The sequence below is a fragment of the Paraburkholderia sp. GAS448 genome (genome assembly GCF_050435685.1).
Classification (GTDB): Bacteria; Pseudomonadota; Gammaproteobacteria; order Burkholderiales; family Burkholderiaceae; genus Paraburkholderia.
On record NZ_JBNDKT010000049.1, the window covers coordinates 21,281 to 38,535 of the forward strand.

15 protein-coding genes and 1 pseudogene are annotated in these 17,255 nt (G+C 64.6%); 6 read left to right on the top strand and 10 right to left on the bottom strand.

Going from position 1 to position 17,255, the window contains the following annotated elements:
- Positions 1 to 69: 69 nt before the first annotated feature.
- The 4 genes from P3T23_RS42020 to rarD form a co-directional block, all read right to left on the bottom strand.
- Entirely contained in the window at positions 70 to 1,299 is a 1,230-nt protein-coding gene (locus P3T23_RS42020; RefSeq protein ID WP_429321956.1) for an RNA polymerase sigma factor, read from the bottom strand.
- Between the two features lie 11 nt (positions 1,300 to 1,310).
- A complete protein-coding gene (locus P3T23_RS42025; RefSeq protein WP_429321957.1) occupies positions 1,311 to 1,715 on the bottom strand; it encodes a YciI family protein in 405 nt (134 codons plus the stop codon).
- Between the two features lie 221 nt (positions 1,716 to 1,936).
- Positions 1,937 to 2,314, bottom strand: coding sequence for a hypothetical protein (locus P3T23_RS42030; protein ID WP_429321958.1), 378 nt, complete (start codon positions 2,312 to 2,314; stop codon positions 1,937 to 1,939).
- Positions 2,315 to 2,507: 193 nt separating this feature from the next.
- The gene (gene rarD, locus P3T23_RS42035; protein ID WP_429321959.1) at positions 2,508 to 3,383 is read right to left on the bottom strand and encodes an EamA family transporter RarD; all 876 of its coding nucleotides are present in this window, start codon (positions 3,381 to 3,383) and stop codon (positions 2,508 to 2,510) included.
- Positions 3,384 to 3,602: 219 nt separating this feature from the next.
- Between rarD and P3T23_RS42040 the strand changes: the two genes are divergently transcribed.
- Complete coding sequence (locus tag P3T23_RS42040) at positions 3,603 to 4,391, top strand: sulfite exporter TauE/SafE family protein (RefSeq protein WP_429321960.1); 789 nt, start codon at positions 3,603 to 3,605, stop codon at positions 4,389 to 4,391.
- Positions 4,392 to 4,430: 39 nt separating this feature from the next.
- On the opposite strand, the gene P3T23_RS42045 is transcribed toward P3T23_RS42040, so the two are convergent.
- Together P3T23_RS42045 and P3T23_RS42050 are read right to left on the bottom strand one after the other, a co-directional pair.
- Positions 4,431 to 4,682 (bottom strand): hypothetical protein, encoded by a 252-nt coding sequence (locus P3T23_RS42045; RefSeq protein ID WP_429321961.1) that lies wholly within the window; start codon positions 4,680 to 4,682, stop codon positions 4,431 to 4,433.
- Between the two features lie 376 nt (positions 4,683 to 5,058).
- Positions 5,059 to 5,406 (bottom strand): BON domain-containing protein, encoded by a 348-nt coding sequence (locus P3T23_RS42050; RefSeq protein WP_429321962.1) that lies wholly within the window; start codon positions 5,404 to 5,406, stop codon positions 5,059 to 5,061.
- A 590-nt stretch (positions 5,407 to 5,996) separates the two neighbouring features.
- On the opposite strand from P3T23_RS42050, the gene P3T23_RS42055 reads away from it, so the two are divergent.
- The 3 genes from P3T23_RS42055 to P3T23_RS42065 all read left to right on the top strand — a co-directional run bounded on the left by P3T23_RS42055 (position 5,997) and on the right by P3T23_RS42065 (position 9,517).
- A complete protein-coding gene (locus P3T23_RS42055) occupies positions 5,997 to 7,478 on the top strand; it encodes a TAXI family TRAP transporter solute-binding subunit (protein ID WP_429321963.1) in 1,482 nt (493 codons plus the stop codon).
- A gap of 150 nt (positions 7,479 to 7,628) precedes the next feature.
- A complete protein-coding gene (locus tag P3T23_RS42060) occupies positions 7,629 to 8,276 on the top strand; it encodes a 2-hydroxychromene-2-carboxylate isomerase (protein ID WP_429321964.1) in 648 nt (215 codons plus the stop codon).
- A 257-nt stretch (positions 8,277 to 8,533) separates the two neighbouring features.
- Complete coding sequence (locus P3T23_RS42065) at positions 8,534 to 9,517, top strand: LysR family transcriptional regulator (protein WP_429321965.1); 984 nt, start codon at positions 8,534 to 8,536, stop codon at positions 9,515 to 9,517.
- 84 nt (positions 9,518 to 9,601) lie between these two features.
- Here P3T23_RS42065 and xdhC read toward each other — a convergent pair whose 3' ends face one another.
- From xdhC to xdhA, 3 genes are read right to left on the bottom strand one after another with little or no spacing between them, the layout of a single operon-like run.
- Positions 9,602 to 10,162, bottom strand: coding sequence for a xanthine dehydrogenase accessory protein XdhC (gene xdhC, locus P3T23_RS42070; protein ID WP_429321971.1), 561 nt, complete (start codon positions 10,160 to 10,162; stop codon positions 9,602 to 9,604).
- A gap of 26 nt (positions 10,163 to 10,188) precedes the next feature.
- Complete coding sequence (gene xdhB, locus P3T23_RS42075; protein ID WP_429321966.1) at positions 10,189 to 12,561, bottom strand: xanthine dehydrogenase molybdopterin binding subunit; 2,373 nt, start codon at positions 12,559 to 12,561, stop codon at positions 10,189 to 10,191.
- A 30-nt stretch (positions 12,562 to 12,591) separates the two neighbouring features.
- Positions 12,592 to 14,103: a xanthine dehydrogenase small subunit gene (gene xdhA, locus P3T23_RS42080; RefSeq protein ID WP_429321967.1), complete on the bottom strand. Its 1,512-nt coding sequence runs from the start codon at positions 14,101 to 14,103 to the stop codon at positions 12,592 to 12,594.
- 384 nt (positions 14,104 to 14,487) lie between these two features.
- Between xdhA and P3T23_RS42085 the strand changes: the two genes are divergently transcribed.
- Positions 14,488 to 15,699: an MFS transporter gene (locus P3T23_RS42085; RefSeq protein WP_429321968.1), complete on the top strand. Its 1,212-nt coding sequence runs from the start codon at positions 14,488 to 14,490 to the stop codon at positions 15,697 to 15,699.
- Positions 15,700 to 15,783: 84 nt separating this feature from the next.
- Here the strand turns inward: P3T23_RS42085 and P3T23_RS42090 are convergent, their stop codons facing one another.
- Positions 15,784 to 17,001 (bottom strand): pyridoxal-phosphate-dependent aminotransferase family protein, encoded by a 1,218-nt coding sequence (locus P3T23_RS42090; protein WP_429321969.1) that lies wholly within the window; start codon positions 16,999 to 17,001, stop codon positions 15,784 to 15,786.
- A gap of 11 nt (positions 17,002 to 17,012) precedes the next feature.
- On the opposite strand from P3T23_RS42090, the pseudogene P3T23_RS42095 reads away from it, so the two are divergent.
- Positions 17,013 to 17,255 (top strand): annotated as a pseudogene (locus tag P3T23_RS42095) (hypothetical protein); the annotation flags it as partial.

The following is a 17,255-nucleotide window of genomic DNA, read 5'->3' on the forward strand; positions in this document are numbered from 1 at the left end:
CATCAGGAAGGTCAATCAAAGCTCCCGCGTGTGTCGTTAGCGTTTTACGCGTCGGCCGTCTCCGTCAATTCAGTGGTTCGCTGTCCCTTCGTTCACCAGAAACTCACGCATCGTCGGGTCTTCGCACAGGCCGATTGCGCGATCGCGTGCGGCCTTTGCTTCCGTCATGCGCTGCATGCGCGTGAGCAGATGCGCCGCCAACGCCCAGTACGGTTGATAGCTCACGACAGTCTGCGCCGGAATCGCTTCGAGTAACGCCCAACCGGCGTCCGCCCCACGCGCCTGCGCGATCGCTGCCGCACGGCCGACCAGCGCCCCGATGGTCGGCGCAACACGCACGACGCCCTCGTAGAAGAGCGCAATCGCTTCCCAGTCGGTATGTCCGGTCAGCACCCGCCGCGCATGCACCGACTGAATCGCCGCCTCGAGCTGAAAGCGTCCGATGCGGCCCGCGCGGCTCGCGAGCGCCAGCAGAGACTCGGCTTCGTCGATCATCGGCTGCGACCAACGCTTCTCGTCCTGTTGCGACAGCGGCACATAACATCCGATGGCACCACGGCGTGCGTCACGGCGCGATTCGCAGTACAGCATCAGCGCAAGCAGGCCCTGCACTTCCGGTTCATCGGGCATCAGTTGCAGCAACAGGCGGCCGAGATCGGTCGCTTCGAGAGCAAGGCCATGGCGCCGCGGATCGGCACCCGCGATGTCGTCCCAACCGCTGCCGTACGCGGCGTAGATTGCTTCGAGCACCGCGTCGAGACGCGTCGGCAGTTCGCTCGCCTTCGGCAGGTCGAAGGCGATGCCCGCGTCGCGGATCCGCGTTTTCGCGCGACTGAGCCGCTGCCCCATCGCCGCGGGCTGCACCAGAAACGCCGAGGCGATCCGTGCGGCCGAGAGGCCCAGCACGGTTTGCAGCATCAGCGGCGTGCGCGCTGCTGCATCGATCGCCGGATGAGCGCAGATGAAGAGAAGTTTCAGACGCTCGTCGGGAAACTGGAGCGCATTGACGACGAGCTCCTGCGCCTCGTCGGCGATCGCGAGCAGTGTGGGAAGCGCCGCGACCTGCACGCGCGCGTGGCGAGCCGAATCAATCATCCGCCGCCGCGCGGCCGTCAGCAACCAGGCCTCGGGCCGCTCGGGCACACCGGTGCGCGGCCACGTTTCGAGTGCAGAGTGGAACGCGTCGGAAAGCGCATCTTCCGCGGCAGCCACATCGCGCGAACGCGCCGCGAGAAACGCGATGAGCCGGCTATACGAATCGCGCGCCGCCCGTTCGACGGCGCGATGCGGGTCGTTCATCGCCGGTGAATCTACGTCGCGTGACGGGCAGCTTCCGCTTCGACTGCACATCCTCCCCCGTCCGGACGCTCCAGGTTCGGGCGTACCTCAATTGCACTGCCAGGCGCCGCGGGAATGCGCGCGGCCCATTCGAGTGCGGTGTCCAGATCCGGCACGTTGATGACGAAATAGCCGCCAAGCTGTTCCTTGGTGTCGGCGTACGGGCCGTCCTGGACCCGGCGCTGATCGCCCAGCGTCACCGTGGTGGCGGTCTCCGGCGGTTGCAGGCCCGCGCCCGCGACGAACACACCGGCCTCGTGCAGCGCCTGCACGTAGAGCGGCCAGGCCGCCCAGTAAGCCTCGCGCTTTTGCGCGTCCGGTTCGGTGCGGCGAGCAAGCCCAGCATCCGTTTCATAAATCAGCATCGTGAAGTTCATGGCTGTCCTCTCAAAGGTACGAACGCATTTTGCGCTCGATACAATGACGTGCCGGCGAACGGCATTTCGACAACGTGAACAAAATATTTTGCTATTGTCGGCAACCTGATGCGACGCGCCTCCCGAGAATGCCGCCGGCTCTGCGCCCCACCCACTACCATGTGCCCTGTTTATCCGCACGCCTTGCTTGCCCGCTTCAGCCAGGCGCTGTTCACATTACGCTATGCGCGCCGGACTTTCGCGCGCCACAGCCTGTCGAGTGCATACACCGCGAGCGCAATCCAGATCGCACCAAAGCCGATCAACTGCACCTGACCGAATGGCTCGCGATGGATCACGACGCCGATCAGGAACTGCAACGTCGGGGCCGCATACTGGATCAGGCCGAACATCGACGGTGGAATGCGCCGCGCACCAGGCGCAAAGAGCAGAAGCGGGATCGCGGCGATGAGACCTGCCAGCATGAGCAACGCCTCGGTGCTCAACGAAGCGTTGGCAAAGGCGTCCGTCCCACGCGAAGCCTCGCGCTTTCGGGCATCCGGGTCGGTGTGGCGTGCGAAGCCGGCAGCCGTTTGACAAAGCGGCATCGTGAAGTTCATGGCTGTCTCTCAAAGGTACGAACGCAATTTGCGCTCAATACAATGACGTGCCGGCGAACGGCACTTCGACAACGCGAACAAAAGATTTCGCTACTTGTTGGCAACCGGACGCTACGCACCGCCTGCGAATAGCACCGGCTCCGCGCCCCGCCGGGTCACGCGCCCTGGCTATCCGCGCGCCTTTCGCATTACGCTATGCACGACGGAATTTCGCGCGCCACAGCCCGTCTAGCGAATACACCGCGAGCGCAACCCAGATCGCGCCATAGCCGATCAGCTGGACCTGACCGAATGGCTCGCGATAGATCACGACGCCGATCAGCAGCTGCAACGTCGGGGTCACATACTGGATCAGGCCGAGCATCGACAGTGGAATGCGCCGGGCGCCCGCCGCAAAAAGCAGCAGCGGGATCGCCGTGATCGGCCCTGCCAGCATGAGCAGCACCTCGACGCCCCATGAAGCGTTGACAAACGCGTTCGTCCCGCGCAAGGCGAGGAGCGCGAGATAGAGCAACGCGACAGGAAAGAGCAGCACGGTCTCGAGCGTCAGCCCTTCGAGTGCGCCGAGCTTCGCGATCTTGCGCAGGAGCCCGTAGCCCGCGAAGCTGACCGCCAGCGCAAGGCTGATCCACGGCGGCTGGCCGTTTTCCCACGTCAGCCAGAGCACGCCGGCCGCAGCTATCGCCACCGCCAGCCACTGCACGCGACGCAGGCGCTCGTTCAGGAACGCGAGGCCGAACAGCACATTGATCAGCGGATTGATGAAGTACCCGAGACTCGCCTCGACGATATGCCCCGCGTTGACAGCCCAGATGTAGATGCCCCAGTTGGTCGACAGCAGCACCGCGCTCGCCGCGAAGCGCCCGAGCAGATGCCGGTCGCGCAGCACCGGGCCGAGCCAGCGCCATTGCTGACGCACCGTCAGCACGACGAACAGGAACAGCATCGACCAGACCATCCGGTGCGCGAGCATCTCGAGCGCGGAGATCTGGTGCAGAGCCTTGAAATAGAGGGGAAACAGCCCCCAGAGCGTGAATGCGAGAAATGCGTAGACGACGCCGGGATTCATTTTTATCGGTGTGCGGGACGAGAGCGGACGTGTCTCGCAGCCATCTGCGGCCAACGAAAACAGACGGTGCGATGCCGGCCATGACGCGCGCCCAATACGCGATACCGCCGGTTTTTGCGACAATAGCGAATTTTCACCGCGCACGACCTCGAGTGTCCACCCCGGCACATCGCGTTCGACGCGGTTCGCCACCCGATCAGGCCGCCCGCGGTTCGCACGATGTCACTACCCCATATCAACCTGTTGTATTCCGCATCCGGCCTCGGCGTCGGCTTTCTCGTCGGGCTGACAGGCGTCGGCGGCGGCTCGCTGATGACACCGCTCCTCGTGCTGCTGTTCGGCATCCACCCGGCAACCGCTGTCGGCACCGACCTGCTCTACGCGGCCGCGACCAAGGCGACGGGCACGCTCGTGCATGGGCTGAAGGGCTCGATCGAGTGGCGTGTCACGCTGCGCCTCGCCTGCGGCAGCGTGCCGGCTGCAACCATCACGCTGATCCTGCTGCATCGCTATGGCATGGACAGCCCGCGTACGAGTTCGCTGATCCAGATCGTGCTCGGCGTCGCGCTGCTGATCACCGCAGTGGCGCTCGTGTTCCGGCCGCAACTTGCCGCCTTCGCGGCGCGCCACCAGCGGGCGCCTGCTCCGGTACGCACCTTCTGGCTGACCATCCTGACGGGCGCCGTGCTGGGCGCGCTGGTGTCGCTGACCTCGGTGGGAGCCGGCGCAATCGGCGTGACGGTGCTGTTGCTGCTGTACCCGACACTGCCGACGACGCGCATCGTCGGCTCCGACATCGCCCACGCGGTGCCGCTGACGCTGCTCGCGGGCGCTGGCCACTGGCTGCTGGGGTCGATCGACTGGTCGCTGCTGCTGTCGTTGCTGGTGGGCTCGCTGCCGGGCATCGCGCTCGGCAGCTATCTGTCGTCACGGGCGCCGGACGCGTTGTTGCGCAACATCCTCGCCGCCACGCTGACGCTCGTCGGCGTGAAGCTGGTGATGGCCTGATGACGATGCCTGAAGCTGGCCGGGCCGCGGCCAGCGCCGCTACTTGAAGAACCGGCAGGTCAGGTCGACCTCGAACTCCCTGACCCACTGGCCGACGCAGTCCGCGTGATAAGACTGCGCGCGACCACCGTAGCGCCGGACCGTCACAAAACGGCCGTGCGCAACGTCGGTCTCTTCGGTGAACCCCGTGATCTCGAATTGCGTCGGCGCAAAGCCGTAGCGTTCGCATGCCAGTTCGAACGCCGCCTGCTCGCCGGCCGGCAGTTCGCGGAAACCCTGTTGCTGTTCCATGTCGTTCCTCCAGCGGAGTTCGCATCAGGCGTTATCACAGTATGCCGCGAATAACAGATCTTCTGTGGCCCGACACACTCAGGACTAACGCGACACTGCGAGACCCGCTTCAAACAACGGCCGGAACTGGCGCCCCCGGCGCGTGCGCTGCCGCCCTGGCAGGGATCGCACGGCCCACCTGAACGAAGGACAGGAACACGTCTCTCACAGGTAAAAACGGGCCCCGGTTTTCACCGGGACCCGCTCGTCATCAGATTCACCATCGGCACCCGTGCCCCAGCCGCCCGCGCGAGGCTGTGTGACAAAGGCGTGACCGGCGTCGTCAGGACGCTTCAGGGCATTCCGGGCACCCTGCCCGCCACCGGCGAACTGCCGCTTACTGCTCTTTCTGCGTCAGCTTGTTCGTGACCGAAGTCACGCCAGCGACACCCTGCGCCAGCGTGCCCGCCTTTTCGATCTGGTCGGCTTCAGGCACCTTACCGGTCAGCGTCACGACGCCGCCGCGCGCCCGCACGTCCACGCTCGACACGTCGATATTGCCCTTGGCGAGCGCCTTACGCACGGCGAGGCCGAGCGAATGATCCGCCTTCTTCACACTCTTCGCGTTGGGAGCGGCCATCGTACCGCTCGCCTCCATGGCGTCGCTCGATTGCGCGTACGCATTGCACGCCACCACCACACACACGACTCCACCCAACGCCTTCAAAAAGTCGACCGATTTCATGATTTCTCCTTTTACTTCGGTTTTGGACCGCATCAACCGAGCGGCTTCGTTACGACTACCGGCGGCCCGTCGCGGCGCTCACGGGGCGCAGCTTTGCGACGGCCGACTTTGGCTTCGACACGGATTGCGAGAGGCAAGCGGGGCAGCGGCCGGCGCGAACCGCTGGGCGGAGCGCTGGCCAGCCTGCCGCGAAATCGCACAGCACGCCCGGTTCTTCTCTGAACGCCGGGTCGCGCTGCGCAATGGCTGATTGCGGCAGCGATGCCAATTTAATCCACGCGCGACAGAAGCGCAAAGGGTTTACGGGATACTGTTTCGTCACGTGAAACGAAGCGGTTGCGCAACGCGACCGCATTTCACGCCTGGGTTTCGGCGCGTTTGACGCCCGCTTGACATCCGTTTGACATCCGTTTCGCACCGGCTGCACGCTCGTTTCACGTTTTGTTACGCGTTTGTCCCGGCAGCGGCCGCCAGGCAGTGCCGTTGCGGGACGAATCTCAGGTACCATCGGCGCGAGCATGCCCCGCCCGCCCTGTCGCAGGACGTGGCGACCTTTCACCGTCTGTTGCAATCAGCCGTCAGCCGATCCGATGAAGTCTCCCAACGGCCCTCAGGGCCCTACCGATCCTAACGACTCCTCCAGCCCCGCCAGACGGAAACCACCTCGCCTCGTCGCCCGCTTCGTGGCCATTTCGTGGCGTGACCTCGCGGTGTCGTTCGGACCCATCCTGCTCATCAGCGCCGCCGCGATCTGGCTCGCCGTGCGCCTCATCCAGCCGGCGCCGCCCAGCACGCTGACCATCAGCGCGGGCCCCGAAGGCAGCACGTTCTGGAACGCCGCGCAGCAGTACAAGGCCATCCTCGCGCGCAACCGCATCACGCTCAACGTGCTGTCGTCGGAGGGCTCGCTCGACAACCTCAAGCGCCTCACCGATCCCAACTCGAAGGTCGATGTCGGCTTCGTGCAGGACGGCATCGCGCCGCCGGGCATGATCAAGGGGGTGATGTCGCTCGGCAGCGTGTCGTATATCCCGCTCGCGATCTTCTATCACGGCCCGTTCGTCGCGCGGCTGTCGGAATTCAAGGGCCAGCGCATCGCCATCGGCGCCGAAGGAAGCGGCACACACGAACTCGCACTCACGCTGCTGAAGGCGAACGGCATCACCCCGGGCGGGGCGACGAAGCTGCTGCCGCTTTCCGGCGACGACGCCGCGCAGGCGTTGATCGACGGCAAGATAGACGCGGCGTTTCTGACCGGCGACTCCGCGCAGCCGCCCGTGATGGGCAAGCTCTACCGCACGCCGAACGTGACGTTCTACAGCTTCACGCAGATCGACGCCTTCACGCGGCGCTTCCCTTACCTGACCGCGGTCACGCTGCCGATGGGCTCGTTCGACCTTGGCCGGAACCAGCCGGCGCTCGACATCCACACGGTCGCGCCGACCGCCGAACTGATCGCGCGCGATTCGCTGCATCCGGCGCTCTCCGATCTGCTGATCGAGGCGGCCCGCGAAGTGCATGGCAAGGCGACCATCCTCCAGCGCGCCGGCGAGTTCCCCGCGCCGCTCGCACACGATTTCCCGATCAGCGACGACGCCGCGCGCTATTACCAGTCGGGCAAGAGCTTTCTTTACCGTACGCTGCCGTTCTGGCTCGCGAGCCTCGCCGACCGGTTGCTCGTGCTGCTCGTCCCAATCATCGTCGTGCTGATTCCGGGCATGCGGCTGGTGCCGTCGCTGTATGCGTGGCGCGTGAAATCGCGCATCTACCGCTGGTACGGCGCGCTGATTGCGATCGAGCGGGAGGCGATGGGCGAAACGTCACCGGCGGACCGCAAGGCGCTACTGGCGCGGATCGATGCAATCGAGGACTCGGTCAACGGACTCAAGATGCCGCTCGCATACGCCGACCAGTTCTACGTGCTGCGCGAGCATATCGGCTTTGTCCGCCAGCGCCTCATTCATCCGCTCGACACGGCGACGGAGGAGACGCCGCAAGCGTCGTCTGACGCGGGGCCATCCGGGGCCGGCGGCAGCGACGACCGCACCGCTCCGCCAGCCCAGCCGGCTTGAACGACCGGCAACCTACCCATTAGGCACGCGCTGAAAAGATAAAGCGATGCAAGCGCGCTGCATTGGGGTGCGCGTTTGCGTAAGATCTAATCAGAATCGCCAGGCGAGCAGACATTGCGCCCTGGGAACAGGGAAATCAGGGAGACCCACATGACTCAGCCTATCGACCCCAGGCACCCGCTGTGGTTTTACGACGTTGGTTCGCCGTTCACGTATCTGCTGCTCGAACAGCACGACAAGTGGCCGGGGATGCCATTTGTATTTACGCCGGTGGTGCTGGCCGACCTGTACAGGCATTGGGGGCAACTCCCGGCGTCCGACGTGCCGGAGAAGCGTGTCTTCATCTACCGGCACGCGCTGTTCAGGGCGGAGCAGCTCGGCATTCCGTTCAAGATGCCACCCGCTCATCCGTTCGATACGACGAAGGTCATGCGGCTCGCCACTGCACTGAAGGCGGACGTCGCGTGCACGCTCGAGATTTTCCGCTTCATCTGGCACGACGGCCGTGATCCGACCACCGACGAAGGCTTTGCCGCGCTGTGTGAGCGCGTGGGTGCGCCGGACGGCGCTGCACTCGTCGAACTGGAGGAAACGAAGGAACAGTTGCGCCGGAACACTGCCGACGCAGCCGCGCTAGGCGTGTTCGGCGTGCCGACCTTCTGGCTCAATAAACAGCTCTTCTGGGGCGAGGACGCGTTGCCAATGGTGCTGTACTGCGCGCGCACACCCAACTGGCTGGACTCGAAGGAAGTGAAGCGGATCAGTACACTGCCGTCAGGTCTGAAGAAAGACGAGTGACGCGCGCTGCCGGCTGACGCTTCGCCAGCCAGCGCGGCTGATGTGGATGACGCGGCGCCGGGGCACGATGGGCAGCGGCCGCTCTACTCTCCCGTGATGCCGGCCATACGACGTCCGCTATGGCCGGCGCGTGGCGAAGAGGCCTAAGGTTATGGACTTCGGTCAGGGACTTTGCGCGCCTCGCGCCCGGTTCCATACGACACACTACCTGGGTTCCCTTGCCTGCTGATCTTGCCGGCCCATCTGCCTACCCGAGTATGGACGACACCGCCGCCTCTCTGGATATCTGGCTCGTGCGCGTGCTGCGCACGCTGCTCGTCGAGCGCAGCGTCACGCAAACCGCCCTGCGGCTGAACCAGACGCAGCCCGCGATCAGCACCGCCTTGCGCAGACTGCGCGAAACGCTGAACGATCCGATTCTCGTGCGGGGCAAGGCCGGCATGGTGCCGACTGAATATGGCGAGTCGCTGCTCGCTTCGGCTCAGCGGGTGCTGCGTGACGTGGATTTCGTCGCCACGCCGCACGGCGACTTCGATCCGGCGCGCTCGCGACGCACATTCCGGGTCGCGGCGCCCGACTATCTGAACGATTTCTTCATGCCGACCGTGATCGCACGTTTCCGGGAAGCGGCGCCCCATGCGCGTCTGGAAATCGACTCGCTATATCCGACGCTCGACCACACGGCCGCCCTCGACGCAGGCGAACTCGATCTGGTGATCGGCAACTGGCCCAGGCCCGATACGCGCTTTGAACGCAGCGACCTCTTCTCCGACACCGTGGTCTGTCTGATGCGCGCCAATCATCCGCTCGCGCTGGCCCCGCTCACGCGCGAAGCGTATCTGGCCGCCGCGCACCTCGCGCCCACGCCGTACACCGGCGCGAGCGCCAGCGCGATCGATCTCGGCCTCGCGAAAGCGGGGGTTGCGCGGCGCATCGTAACGACGCTGCCCTACTTCGGGCTCGTGCCACAGGTGCTGCTGCAATCGGATCTGATCTTTACGACGACACGCCGCTTCGCTACGCACTACGCGAACATCCTGCCGCTCGCGGTCGTGGAGGCGCCGATCGCGTTCCCGCGCATCAAGTGTTATCAGATGTGGCATCCGCAGCCGGACCGGCCAAGCGATGTTGGCTGGCTGCGTGGATTGATGGCGCAGGTGTCGGACGAACTGGTGACGCGCGGGACGGGGCGGGCGAGGAAGCGCGCCCTGTCGGCGAAGGCGGCCTCCGCGGTCAGTTGAGTACCGCGAAGGGCAAGCGCCGATCGGCGCTGCACGCAGGCGGCGTGCAGACGCGTGCGACCCGCATTGGGTGATAGCTCTTCGTCAAACCCCTTCCAGCGAAGCGACACAAGGCACACGCACCGCCTGTTGCGAGCGCACCTTGAAAAGTTCGGCAGACACGGCCACCGCAATCGACGTCGGCGCCTTGTCAACGATGCCGGGCACGCCGATCGGACAGGTCATCTCGCAGAGCCGCTCCGGATCGATGCCGCGTTCAATCAGCCTGCGCTCGAATTTCACGCGCTTGGTCTTCGACCCGATCATCCCGAAGTAGGTGAAGTCGCGCCGCCGCATGATGCGCGCCGCGAGCGAAAAATCGAGCGCGTGGTTGTGCGTCATCACGAGGAAGTACGCGCCTTGTGGTGCGTCGTCGACGATGGCGTCGGGCGTGTCGGTGGCTTCGATCTGCACGTTTGCCGGCACTTCGTCGGGGAACAGTTCGTCGCGTTCGTCCACCCACTGCACCACGCACGGCAGGCGCCCCAGCAACGCGACCAGCGCGTGGCCGACATGCCCCGCGCCGAACAGCACGACGTGCATCGGCGGCAGAACCGGTGCGGCCGGGCCGCGCCGGCCGATCCGGATGGGCGGGTTTGCATTCATTGCCAGCATCTTCGCGACTCCAGCTATCAGCGACGATCCGCTGTCGCGGCCCGCACTGCGTTGACGGCCTTGAGAATTTCCTCGCTGGTCGCGGGCGCGTTGAGTGCCGGATTGACCTTGTAGTCGCCGACGCTCGCCACCGCATCGCGGATCGCGAAGAACACCGAGAACGGCAGCAGCAACGGCGGCTCGCCGACCGCCTTCGAGCGATGGATGCTGTCTTCCGCATTCCGGTTCTTGAAGAGGTTGACGCGGAAGTCCGGCGGCGTGTCGTTGACGGTCGGAATCTTGTAGGTGGACGGCGCGTGCGTCATCAGTTTGCCACCCGGGTTCCACCACAGTTCTTCGGTCGTGAGCCACCCCATGCCCTGAATGAAGCCGCCTTCAACCTGGCCGACATCGAGCGCCGGATTCAGCGACGCGCCCACATCGTGCAGCGCGTCGGCGCGCAGCACGCGCATTTCGCCGGTGAGCGTGTCGATCACGACTTCCGACACGGCCGCGCCATACGAGTAATAGTAGAACGGGCGGCCCTGCAGTTTCGCCTGGTCCCAGTAGAGTTTGGGCGTCGCATAGAAGCCGTCCGACCACAACTGCACGCGCGCAAGATACGCCTTCGCGACGATCTCTTCGAAGGGCACCGCGGCATCGCCCACCACGACGCTATCGTTGGCAAAGCGCACGTTCGCGGCGCTCACCTCGCCCGCGCCGAAGCGCTCAGCGGCGAACGCTGCGAGGCGTTCGCGCAACTGGCGCGCGGCATCCTGCGCGGCCTTGCCGTTCAGGTCGGAACCCGTCGATGCAGCCGTCGCGGAGGTGTTCGCCACCTTGCTCGTGTCGGTCGCGGTGACGCGCACGCGGCTGAACGGAATGCCGAGTTCGTGCGCGACGACCTGCGCCACCTTCGTGTTCAACCCCTGGCCCATCTCGGTGCCGCCGTGATTCACGAGCACCGAGCCATCGGTGTAGATATGAACGAGCGCACCCGCCTGGTTGAAGTGCGTGACGTTGAACGCGATGCCGAACTTGACCGGCGTGAGCGCGAGGCCCTTCTTCAGCACCGTGTTGCAGGCGTTGAATTCGCGCACGGCGGCGCGGCGGGCGCGGTAGTCGCTGGTGGCTTCGAGCTCGTCGAGGAGTTCGTGGATCACGTTGTCTTCGACGGTCTGGCCATACGGCGTCAGATTGCGTTCGGTCTTGCCGTAGAGATTCCTGCGGCGCACATCGAGCGAATCGAGACCGAGCGAGCGCGCCACATCGTCGATGATGTATTCGATTGCGAAGCCGCCCTGCGGTCCGCCGAAACCGCGAAACGCAGTATTCGACTGCGTGTTCGTCTTGCCGCAGAAACCGGCGATCGACACATCCGGCAGCCAGTAGGCGTTGTCGAAGTGACAGACGGCGCGCGTCATCACCGGGCCGGACAGGTCGGCGGAAAAGCCGCAGCGCGAGGTCATGTCGACGGATACGCCGTCGATCAGGCCGTCGTCGTCGTAGCCCACTTGATACGTGTAGTGGAAGTCGTGGCGCTTGCCGGTGACCATCATGTCGTCGTCGCGGTCCGGGCGCAGCTTCACGGGGCACAGCAGCTTCCATGCAGCGAGCGCCGCGCAGCAGGCGAAGAGGCCCGATTGCGACTCCTTGCCGCCGAAGCCGCCGCCCATGCGCCGGCATTCGACCAGCACGTTATGCGACTGCACGCCGAGCAGGTGCGCGACGAGATGCTGCATTTCGCTCGGGTGCTGCGTCGAGCACCAGACATGGATGCCGTCGTCGTCCTTCGGCACCGCGTACGAGATTTGCCCTTCAAGGTAGAACTGTTCCTGTCCGCCAAGCGTCATCTCGCCGGCATCGCGATGCGCCGCGCGCGCGATTTTCGTGCCGGCGTCGCCACGCGCGAGTTTCATCGGCGGCAGCACGTACGAATTCGCGGCGCGCGCCTGCTGCGCGGTCAGGATCGCCGGCAGTTCTTCATAGACGACCTGCGCCCGGCGCGCCGCGAGCCGCGCCGTTTCGTGCGAGGTCGCAACGACAATGAACATCGGCTGACCGACGTATTGCACGACGCCGTCCGCGAGCACCGGGTCGTCGTGGATGATCGGGCCGCAGTCGTTGGCGCCGGGAATGTCGTCGGCCGTGAAAACGGCGACGACGCCGGGCGTTGCGCGCACCGCGTCGAACGACATCGACACGATCTTCGCGTGCGCCTTCGCCGACAGACCGAGCGCGGCATGCAGCGTGCCGGCGACGACCGGAATGTCATCGGTATAGGTGGCGCGGCCGCTCACATGCAGATGCGCGGATTCGTGCGGGCGCGACACATGGACCTGGGTGAAATTCGCGAGGGTGTCCTCGCGCTCTCGGGCGTCCTTCAGGAACGGTTCGGCGTGCTGGTTCATTCGAATGGGTCTCCGTATCCTCGAGGTTGTTTAGGCGCCTGCGGCTTCCACTGCGCGCACGTCGAGCGCTTCCTTCGGCAGCGGATCGTGCGGACGCGTTTCGAGCCAGAAGCGATACAGCGTGTTCTTCGCCGCGTCGAGGCGATACGTGTCCGTCGCGCGCATGTCGGAGAGCGGCGCGTAGTCGTTCGTGAGCGCGATCATCGCGGCCTGCGCGGTGGCTTCGTGCCAGTCGGCGTCTTTCAGCACGGCTTCGGCGTGCGTCGCGCGCTTCGGCGTCGCGGCCATGCCGCCAAACGCGATGCGTGGTTCACGGATCGTCTCGCCATCGGCGATAAACGAAAACGCCGCGCAGACCGCCGAGATGTCGGAGTCGAAACGCTTCGAGATCTTGTAGGTGCGGAACTGGAGATGCTTGCGGGCGGCGGTGCGCGTCGGCACCTTCAGGCCGACGACGAATTCATGCTCGGCCATATCCTTCTTCTGATAGGCGAGGTACAGCTCTTCGAGCGGCAGTTCTCGTTCAGTGTCACCGCCACGCAGCACGACGCGCGCACCGAGCGCAATCAGGCCGGGCATCGAATCGCCGATCGGTGAGCCGTTCGCGATGTTGCCGCCGAGCGTGCCCGCGTTGCGGATCGGCAGCGACGCGAAACGCTGCCACATTTCCGTAAGTTCGGGATAGTGCTTCGCGAGTTCGCCATAAGCGCTTTCGACGGTCACGCCCGCGCCGATCTCCATCCAGTCAGCCGAGGTAGCGATCCGCTGCAGCGCTCCGATCTGGCCGACGTAGACAATGTTGCCGAGATCGCGCATCTGCTTCGTCACCCACAGGCCGATGTCGGTGCTGCCCGCGAGAATGCGCGTGGCTGGCTGCGCGGACTTGATCTGCGCGAGTGTATCGACCGTGCGCGGCGCGTCGAACTGCTGGCCGGCGTGTTCGTAGTGGAAGGTGTGGTCGCGTTCGAGCGTGGCGAGCGTGCGGGCGAGCGCGGCAACGTCGACCGGCGCTTTCGGCGCGGGCGCCTCGAACATGCGCACCGCGGCATCGACGATCGGGCGGTAGCCGGTGCAGCGGCACAGGTTGCCCGTCAGCGCGTTGCTGATGTCGGCGCGCGACGGCACCGTTTTGTTCGCGCAGCTGTGTTCGTGGCCATGCTTCTCATACAGCGACCACATCGACATCACGAAGCCCGGCGTGCAGAAGCCGCATTGCGAGCCGTGACAGTCCACCATCGCCTGCTGCACCGGATGCAGCGAGCCGTCAGGCTGGCGCAGGTCTTCGACCGTGAACAGAGCGCGGCCATCGAGCGTCGGCAGGAACTGGATGCAGGCGTTGACCGCCTTGAAGTTGACGCCGCCCGCTTCATCGCGCTCGCCGATGACGACCGTGCAGGCGCCACAGTCGCCTTCGGCACAGCCTTCCTTGGTGCCGGTACAGTGCGCGTCCTCGCGCAGGTACTGCAGGACGGTACGGGTGACGGGCGCATCGCTGACTTCGCGAATCGCGTTGCGGTGGTAAAAGCGGATCGGCTGGCTCATGGTTCTTCCCGGTTTTGTGCGTCCACGGGGTCAGTGCTACGCAATGGTTCGAAAACTAACATCATCAATATTCACAACCCATAGGCTGAATCGCATGCGGGACATATCGTCTGGGCGATAAATTGCGTAAGGAATTTCCACGCGCGCTTATGCCGATTTGTCATTTTCAGACTGTTATTTGTTAATTTGTTGATTCTCTGCCAGCGACGTCGGCACGGCGGATTGCGTGCAAACTGCGCCGCCAGGCGAATTTGCGCGGCTGAAGACCCAAGACGCGTTCGGCACCTGTTTTTCTGAGTGCGAATTTATTAAGCAGCTTCTGCACGAGAACCGGTTCCATGGGAAAATCACGGCTTCCTGCCGTTTTCAAGTCTCGTTTTCCCCATGTCTGCCGACTCAGCCACATCCCGCAGCGAATTTGCGACCACGCTCCATATCATTCCGGTCGTGTTTTTCACGTTTCTTTGCTACCTGACGATCGGAATTCCGCTCGCGGTCCTGCCGGGCTACGTACACAACGACCTCGGATACAGCGCGATCCTCGCGGGACTGGCCATCAGCGTGCAGTACTTCGCAACGCTCGCGTCGCGCCCTCTCGCGGGGCGCTCGGCCGATACGCTCGGGCCGAAGAAGACCGTCTCGATCGGCCTGATCGGCTGCGGGGTGAGTGGCGTGCTGCTGCTGCTCGCCGTGCTGTGCGGACGCTGGTCCGTGGCGAGCCTGACGCTTCTGGTGCTAAGCCGGCTTGTGCTCGGCTTCGGCGAAAGCCTGTGCGGCACCGGCGCGATTCTGTGGGGCATCGGCCGGGTCGGTACGACGAATAACGCGCGGGTGATTTCGTGGAACGGCATCGCCACCTACGGCGCGCTCGCGATCGGCGCGCCGCTTGGCGTGGCGATCGTTCATGAGGTCGGATTCGAGGCGCTGGGCTTTGTGGTGGTCGCCCTGGCTGCGCTTGGCTACTACCTCGCCCGGTTGATTGCCGCGGTGCCGCTCGTACACGGCGAGCGGATGTCGTATCGCAGCGTGTTCACCCGCGTGCTACCGCATGGGATCGGGCTCGCACTCGGGTCGGCCGGCTTCGGCTCCATTGCGACCTTCATCACGCTGTTCTATGCCGCAAGGCACTGGCCCAACGCGGCACTTTCGCTGACCGTGTTCGGCACCATGTTCGTCGGCTCACGCCTCCTGTTCGCCAATACGATCAAGACGTATGGCGGGTTTCGCGTGGCGATAGCGTCGTTTTCGTTTGAATGCGCGGGCTTGCTGATGTTGTGGCTCGCGCCTGAGCCTCACTTTGCGCTTGCCGGTGCAGCGTTGACCGGCTTCGGTTTCGCGCTGGTGTTCCCCGCTCTAGGTGTCGAAGCGGTCGCGCTCGTGCCGCCGGCGAGCCGTGGGGCGGCGCTGTCGGCCTATTCCGTGTTTCTCGATCTGTCGCTGGGGATTACCGGGCCGCTCGCGGGATATATCGCCGGAGAGTTCGGGTACGGGTCGGTGTTTCTGTTTGCCGCGGTCGCCTCGGCCGCAGCCGTCGCACTTTCGACCATGCTGTATCTACGCCACACGCGGGTGCCGAATGCACCCGCTGCGACCTGACCTTCCTGCAGGCCTCGCTTAGACCCACGCGCAATAGTCAACGGACGATACGCGCGCCAGCACGGCACGCGTATCCGTTCACTTTCAGCGCGCAGCCGTTGCGCGCGATCCACCCGATAGCGACTTCTCCAGCGCCGCCACGCCCGCCGGCAGATCGACTGCCACGCCGAGATCGACCATCGTGCGGCCCAGCGCGTGAAGCGTCCTGAACAGGTTGTGCTCCCGGCACTGCTCGCCCATCTGTCCGATGCGCACGATCGGCAAGCCGAACGATCCTGAGATTTCCACCTGATGCTGCCGCGAGATGTGGCCGCAGATGTCGCCAGGACTCAGTCCCGCGGGCACCTCAATACCGACCACCGAATTCAGACGGCAATCGCGCGGTGTATAGAGTTGCAGGCCGAGCGCCGTGACGCCCTCCTGCAGAGCGACTGAGCACTTCAGATGGCGGGCGAAACGCTTCTCGAGCGTTTCCGCGCACACGAGCCGCAGCGCCTCGTGCAACGCGAGGACGCCCGACACCGGTGCCGTGTAGTGATAGCCGGCGTTGTGCCAGAAGTTTTCCGCGAGCGATGCATCGAGGCACCAGTGCGCATTCGGCTGGCTGCGGCCTTTGACGCGCGCCCAGGCGGCATCGGAAAACGCGATCAGCGACACACCGGGAATCGACGACAGGCCCTTTTGCCCACCCGTGATCACTGCATCGATACCCCAGGCGTCCATTTCGAGGGGCATCGTGCTGAGCGTGCAGACCGCATCGACGACGACGAGCGCGCCAGCTGCCTTCGCCAGCGCGGCGATGTCTTTCAGATGGTGATTCCAGACCGTGTTCGACGTTTCGCCCTGGACAATCGTGACGATTTCCGGACGCTCGCGGCGAATCGCATCGGCAACCTGTTCGAGGCTGGCCACGGAGCGGTCGGCGACGTCGAGAATGGCGACGTGTGCACCGACGCGACGGCCCATTTCGGCCATCCGTTCGCTGAAGAAACCGTTCTTGATCGCGAGTACTCGCGTGCCCGTCCAGGCGAGATTGGAGATGGCCATTTCCATCGCGGCCGAACCTGGGCCCGCGACGCCGAGCACCCATTTCGACTGAGTCTGAAAGACGTAACGCGCCATCGTTTTGACCTGGCCAATCACCTTGACCATCGTGCCACCGAGGTGATTGATGACGATCGTGTTCGCCTTGGCCACCGCGGCGGGAATCGGCACCGGGCCTGCGCCCATCATCAGCAGCGGTTCTTCGGGGAGGATCGCGTCGAGGGATTCGACGTCGGGGCAAGGGATGGTTGTTGACATAGCGAGATCAGTTGCTTTTTGCCTTGCAGGCGGCTGGTTTTGCGGGCTGCTGGCTGTGGTGGCGGGAATCGTTGATGATTCACCCATCCGGGGGTTTGCGCAAGTTTTTTGGTTTTGGTTTGGTGCCTTTCCTTGATTTGCTTGTGGTTTATTGGCGTCGCCCCTGTGCGGGGCGGCACCTACTTTTCTTTGTCTTGCCAAAGAAAAGTAGGCAAAAGAAAGGCGCCGAAGACGCGTCTTTTCCTGATGTGTCG

What these genes read in the sequence shown, in the direction of transcription:
- P3T23_RS42020 (WP_429321956.1), bottom strand. Translation starts at nt 1,299, where the DNA reads ATGAACGACCCGCATCGCGCCGTCGAACGGGCGGCGCGCGATTCGTAT.
- P3T23_RS42025 (WP_429321957.1), bottom strand. Translation starts at nt 1,715, where the DNA reads ATGAACTTCACGATGCTGATTTATGAAACGGATGCTGGGCTTGCTCGC.
- P3T23_RS42030 (WP_429321958.1), bottom strand. Translation starts at nt 2,314, where the DNA reads ATGAACTTCACGATGCCGCTTTGTCAAACGGCTGCCGGCTTCGCACGC.
- rarD (WP_429321959.1), bottom strand. Translation starts at nt 3,383, where the DNA reads ATGAATCCCGGCGTCGTCTACGCATTTCTCGCATTCACGCTCTGGGGG.
- P3T23_RS42040 (WP_429321960.1), top strand. Translation starts at nt 3,603, where the DNA reads ATGTCACTACCCCATATCAACCTGTTGTATTCCGCATCCGGCCTCGGC.
- P3T23_RS42045 (WP_429321961.1), bottom strand. Translation starts at nt 4,682, where the DNA reads ATGGAACAGCAACAGGGTTTCCGCGAACTGCCGGCCGGCGAGCAGGCG.
- P3T23_RS42050 (WP_429321962.1), bottom strand. Translation starts at nt 5,406, where the DNA reads ATGAAATCGGTCGACTTTTTGAAGGCGTTGGGTGGAGTCGTGTGTGTG.
- P3T23_RS42055 (WP_429321963.1), top strand. Translation starts at nt 5,997, where the DNA reads ATGAAGTCTCCCAACGGCCCTCAGGGCCCTACCGATCCTAACGACTCC.
- P3T23_RS42060 (WP_429321964.1), top strand. Translation starts at nt 7,629, where the DNA reads ATGACTCAGCCTATCGACCCCAGGCACCCGCTGTGGTTTTACGACGTT.
- P3T23_RS42065 (WP_429321965.1), top strand. Translation starts at nt 8,534, where the DNA reads ATGGACGACACCGCCGCCTCTCTGGATATCTGGCTCGTGCGCGTGCTG.
- xdhC (WP_429321971.1), bottom strand. Translation starts at nt 10,162, where the DNA reads ATGAATGCAAACCCGCCCATCCGGATCGGCCGGCGCGGCCCGGCCGCA.
- xdhB (WP_429321966.1), bottom strand. Translation starts at nt 12,561, where the DNA reads ATGAACCAGCACGCCGAACCGTTCCTGAAGGACGCCCGAGAGCGCGAG.
- xdhA (WP_429321967.1), bottom strand. Translation starts at nt 14,103, where the DNA reads ATGAGCCAGCCGATCCGCTTTTACCACCGCAACGCGATTCGCGAAGTC.
- P3T23_RS42085 (WP_429321968.1), top strand. Translation starts at nt 14,488, where the DNA reads ATGTCTGCCGACTCAGCCACATCCCGCAGCGAATTTGCGACCACGCTC.
- P3T23_RS42090 (WP_429321969.1), bottom strand. Translation starts at nt 17,001, where the DNA reads ATGTCAACAACCATCCCTTGCCCCGACGTCGAATCCCTCGACGCGATC.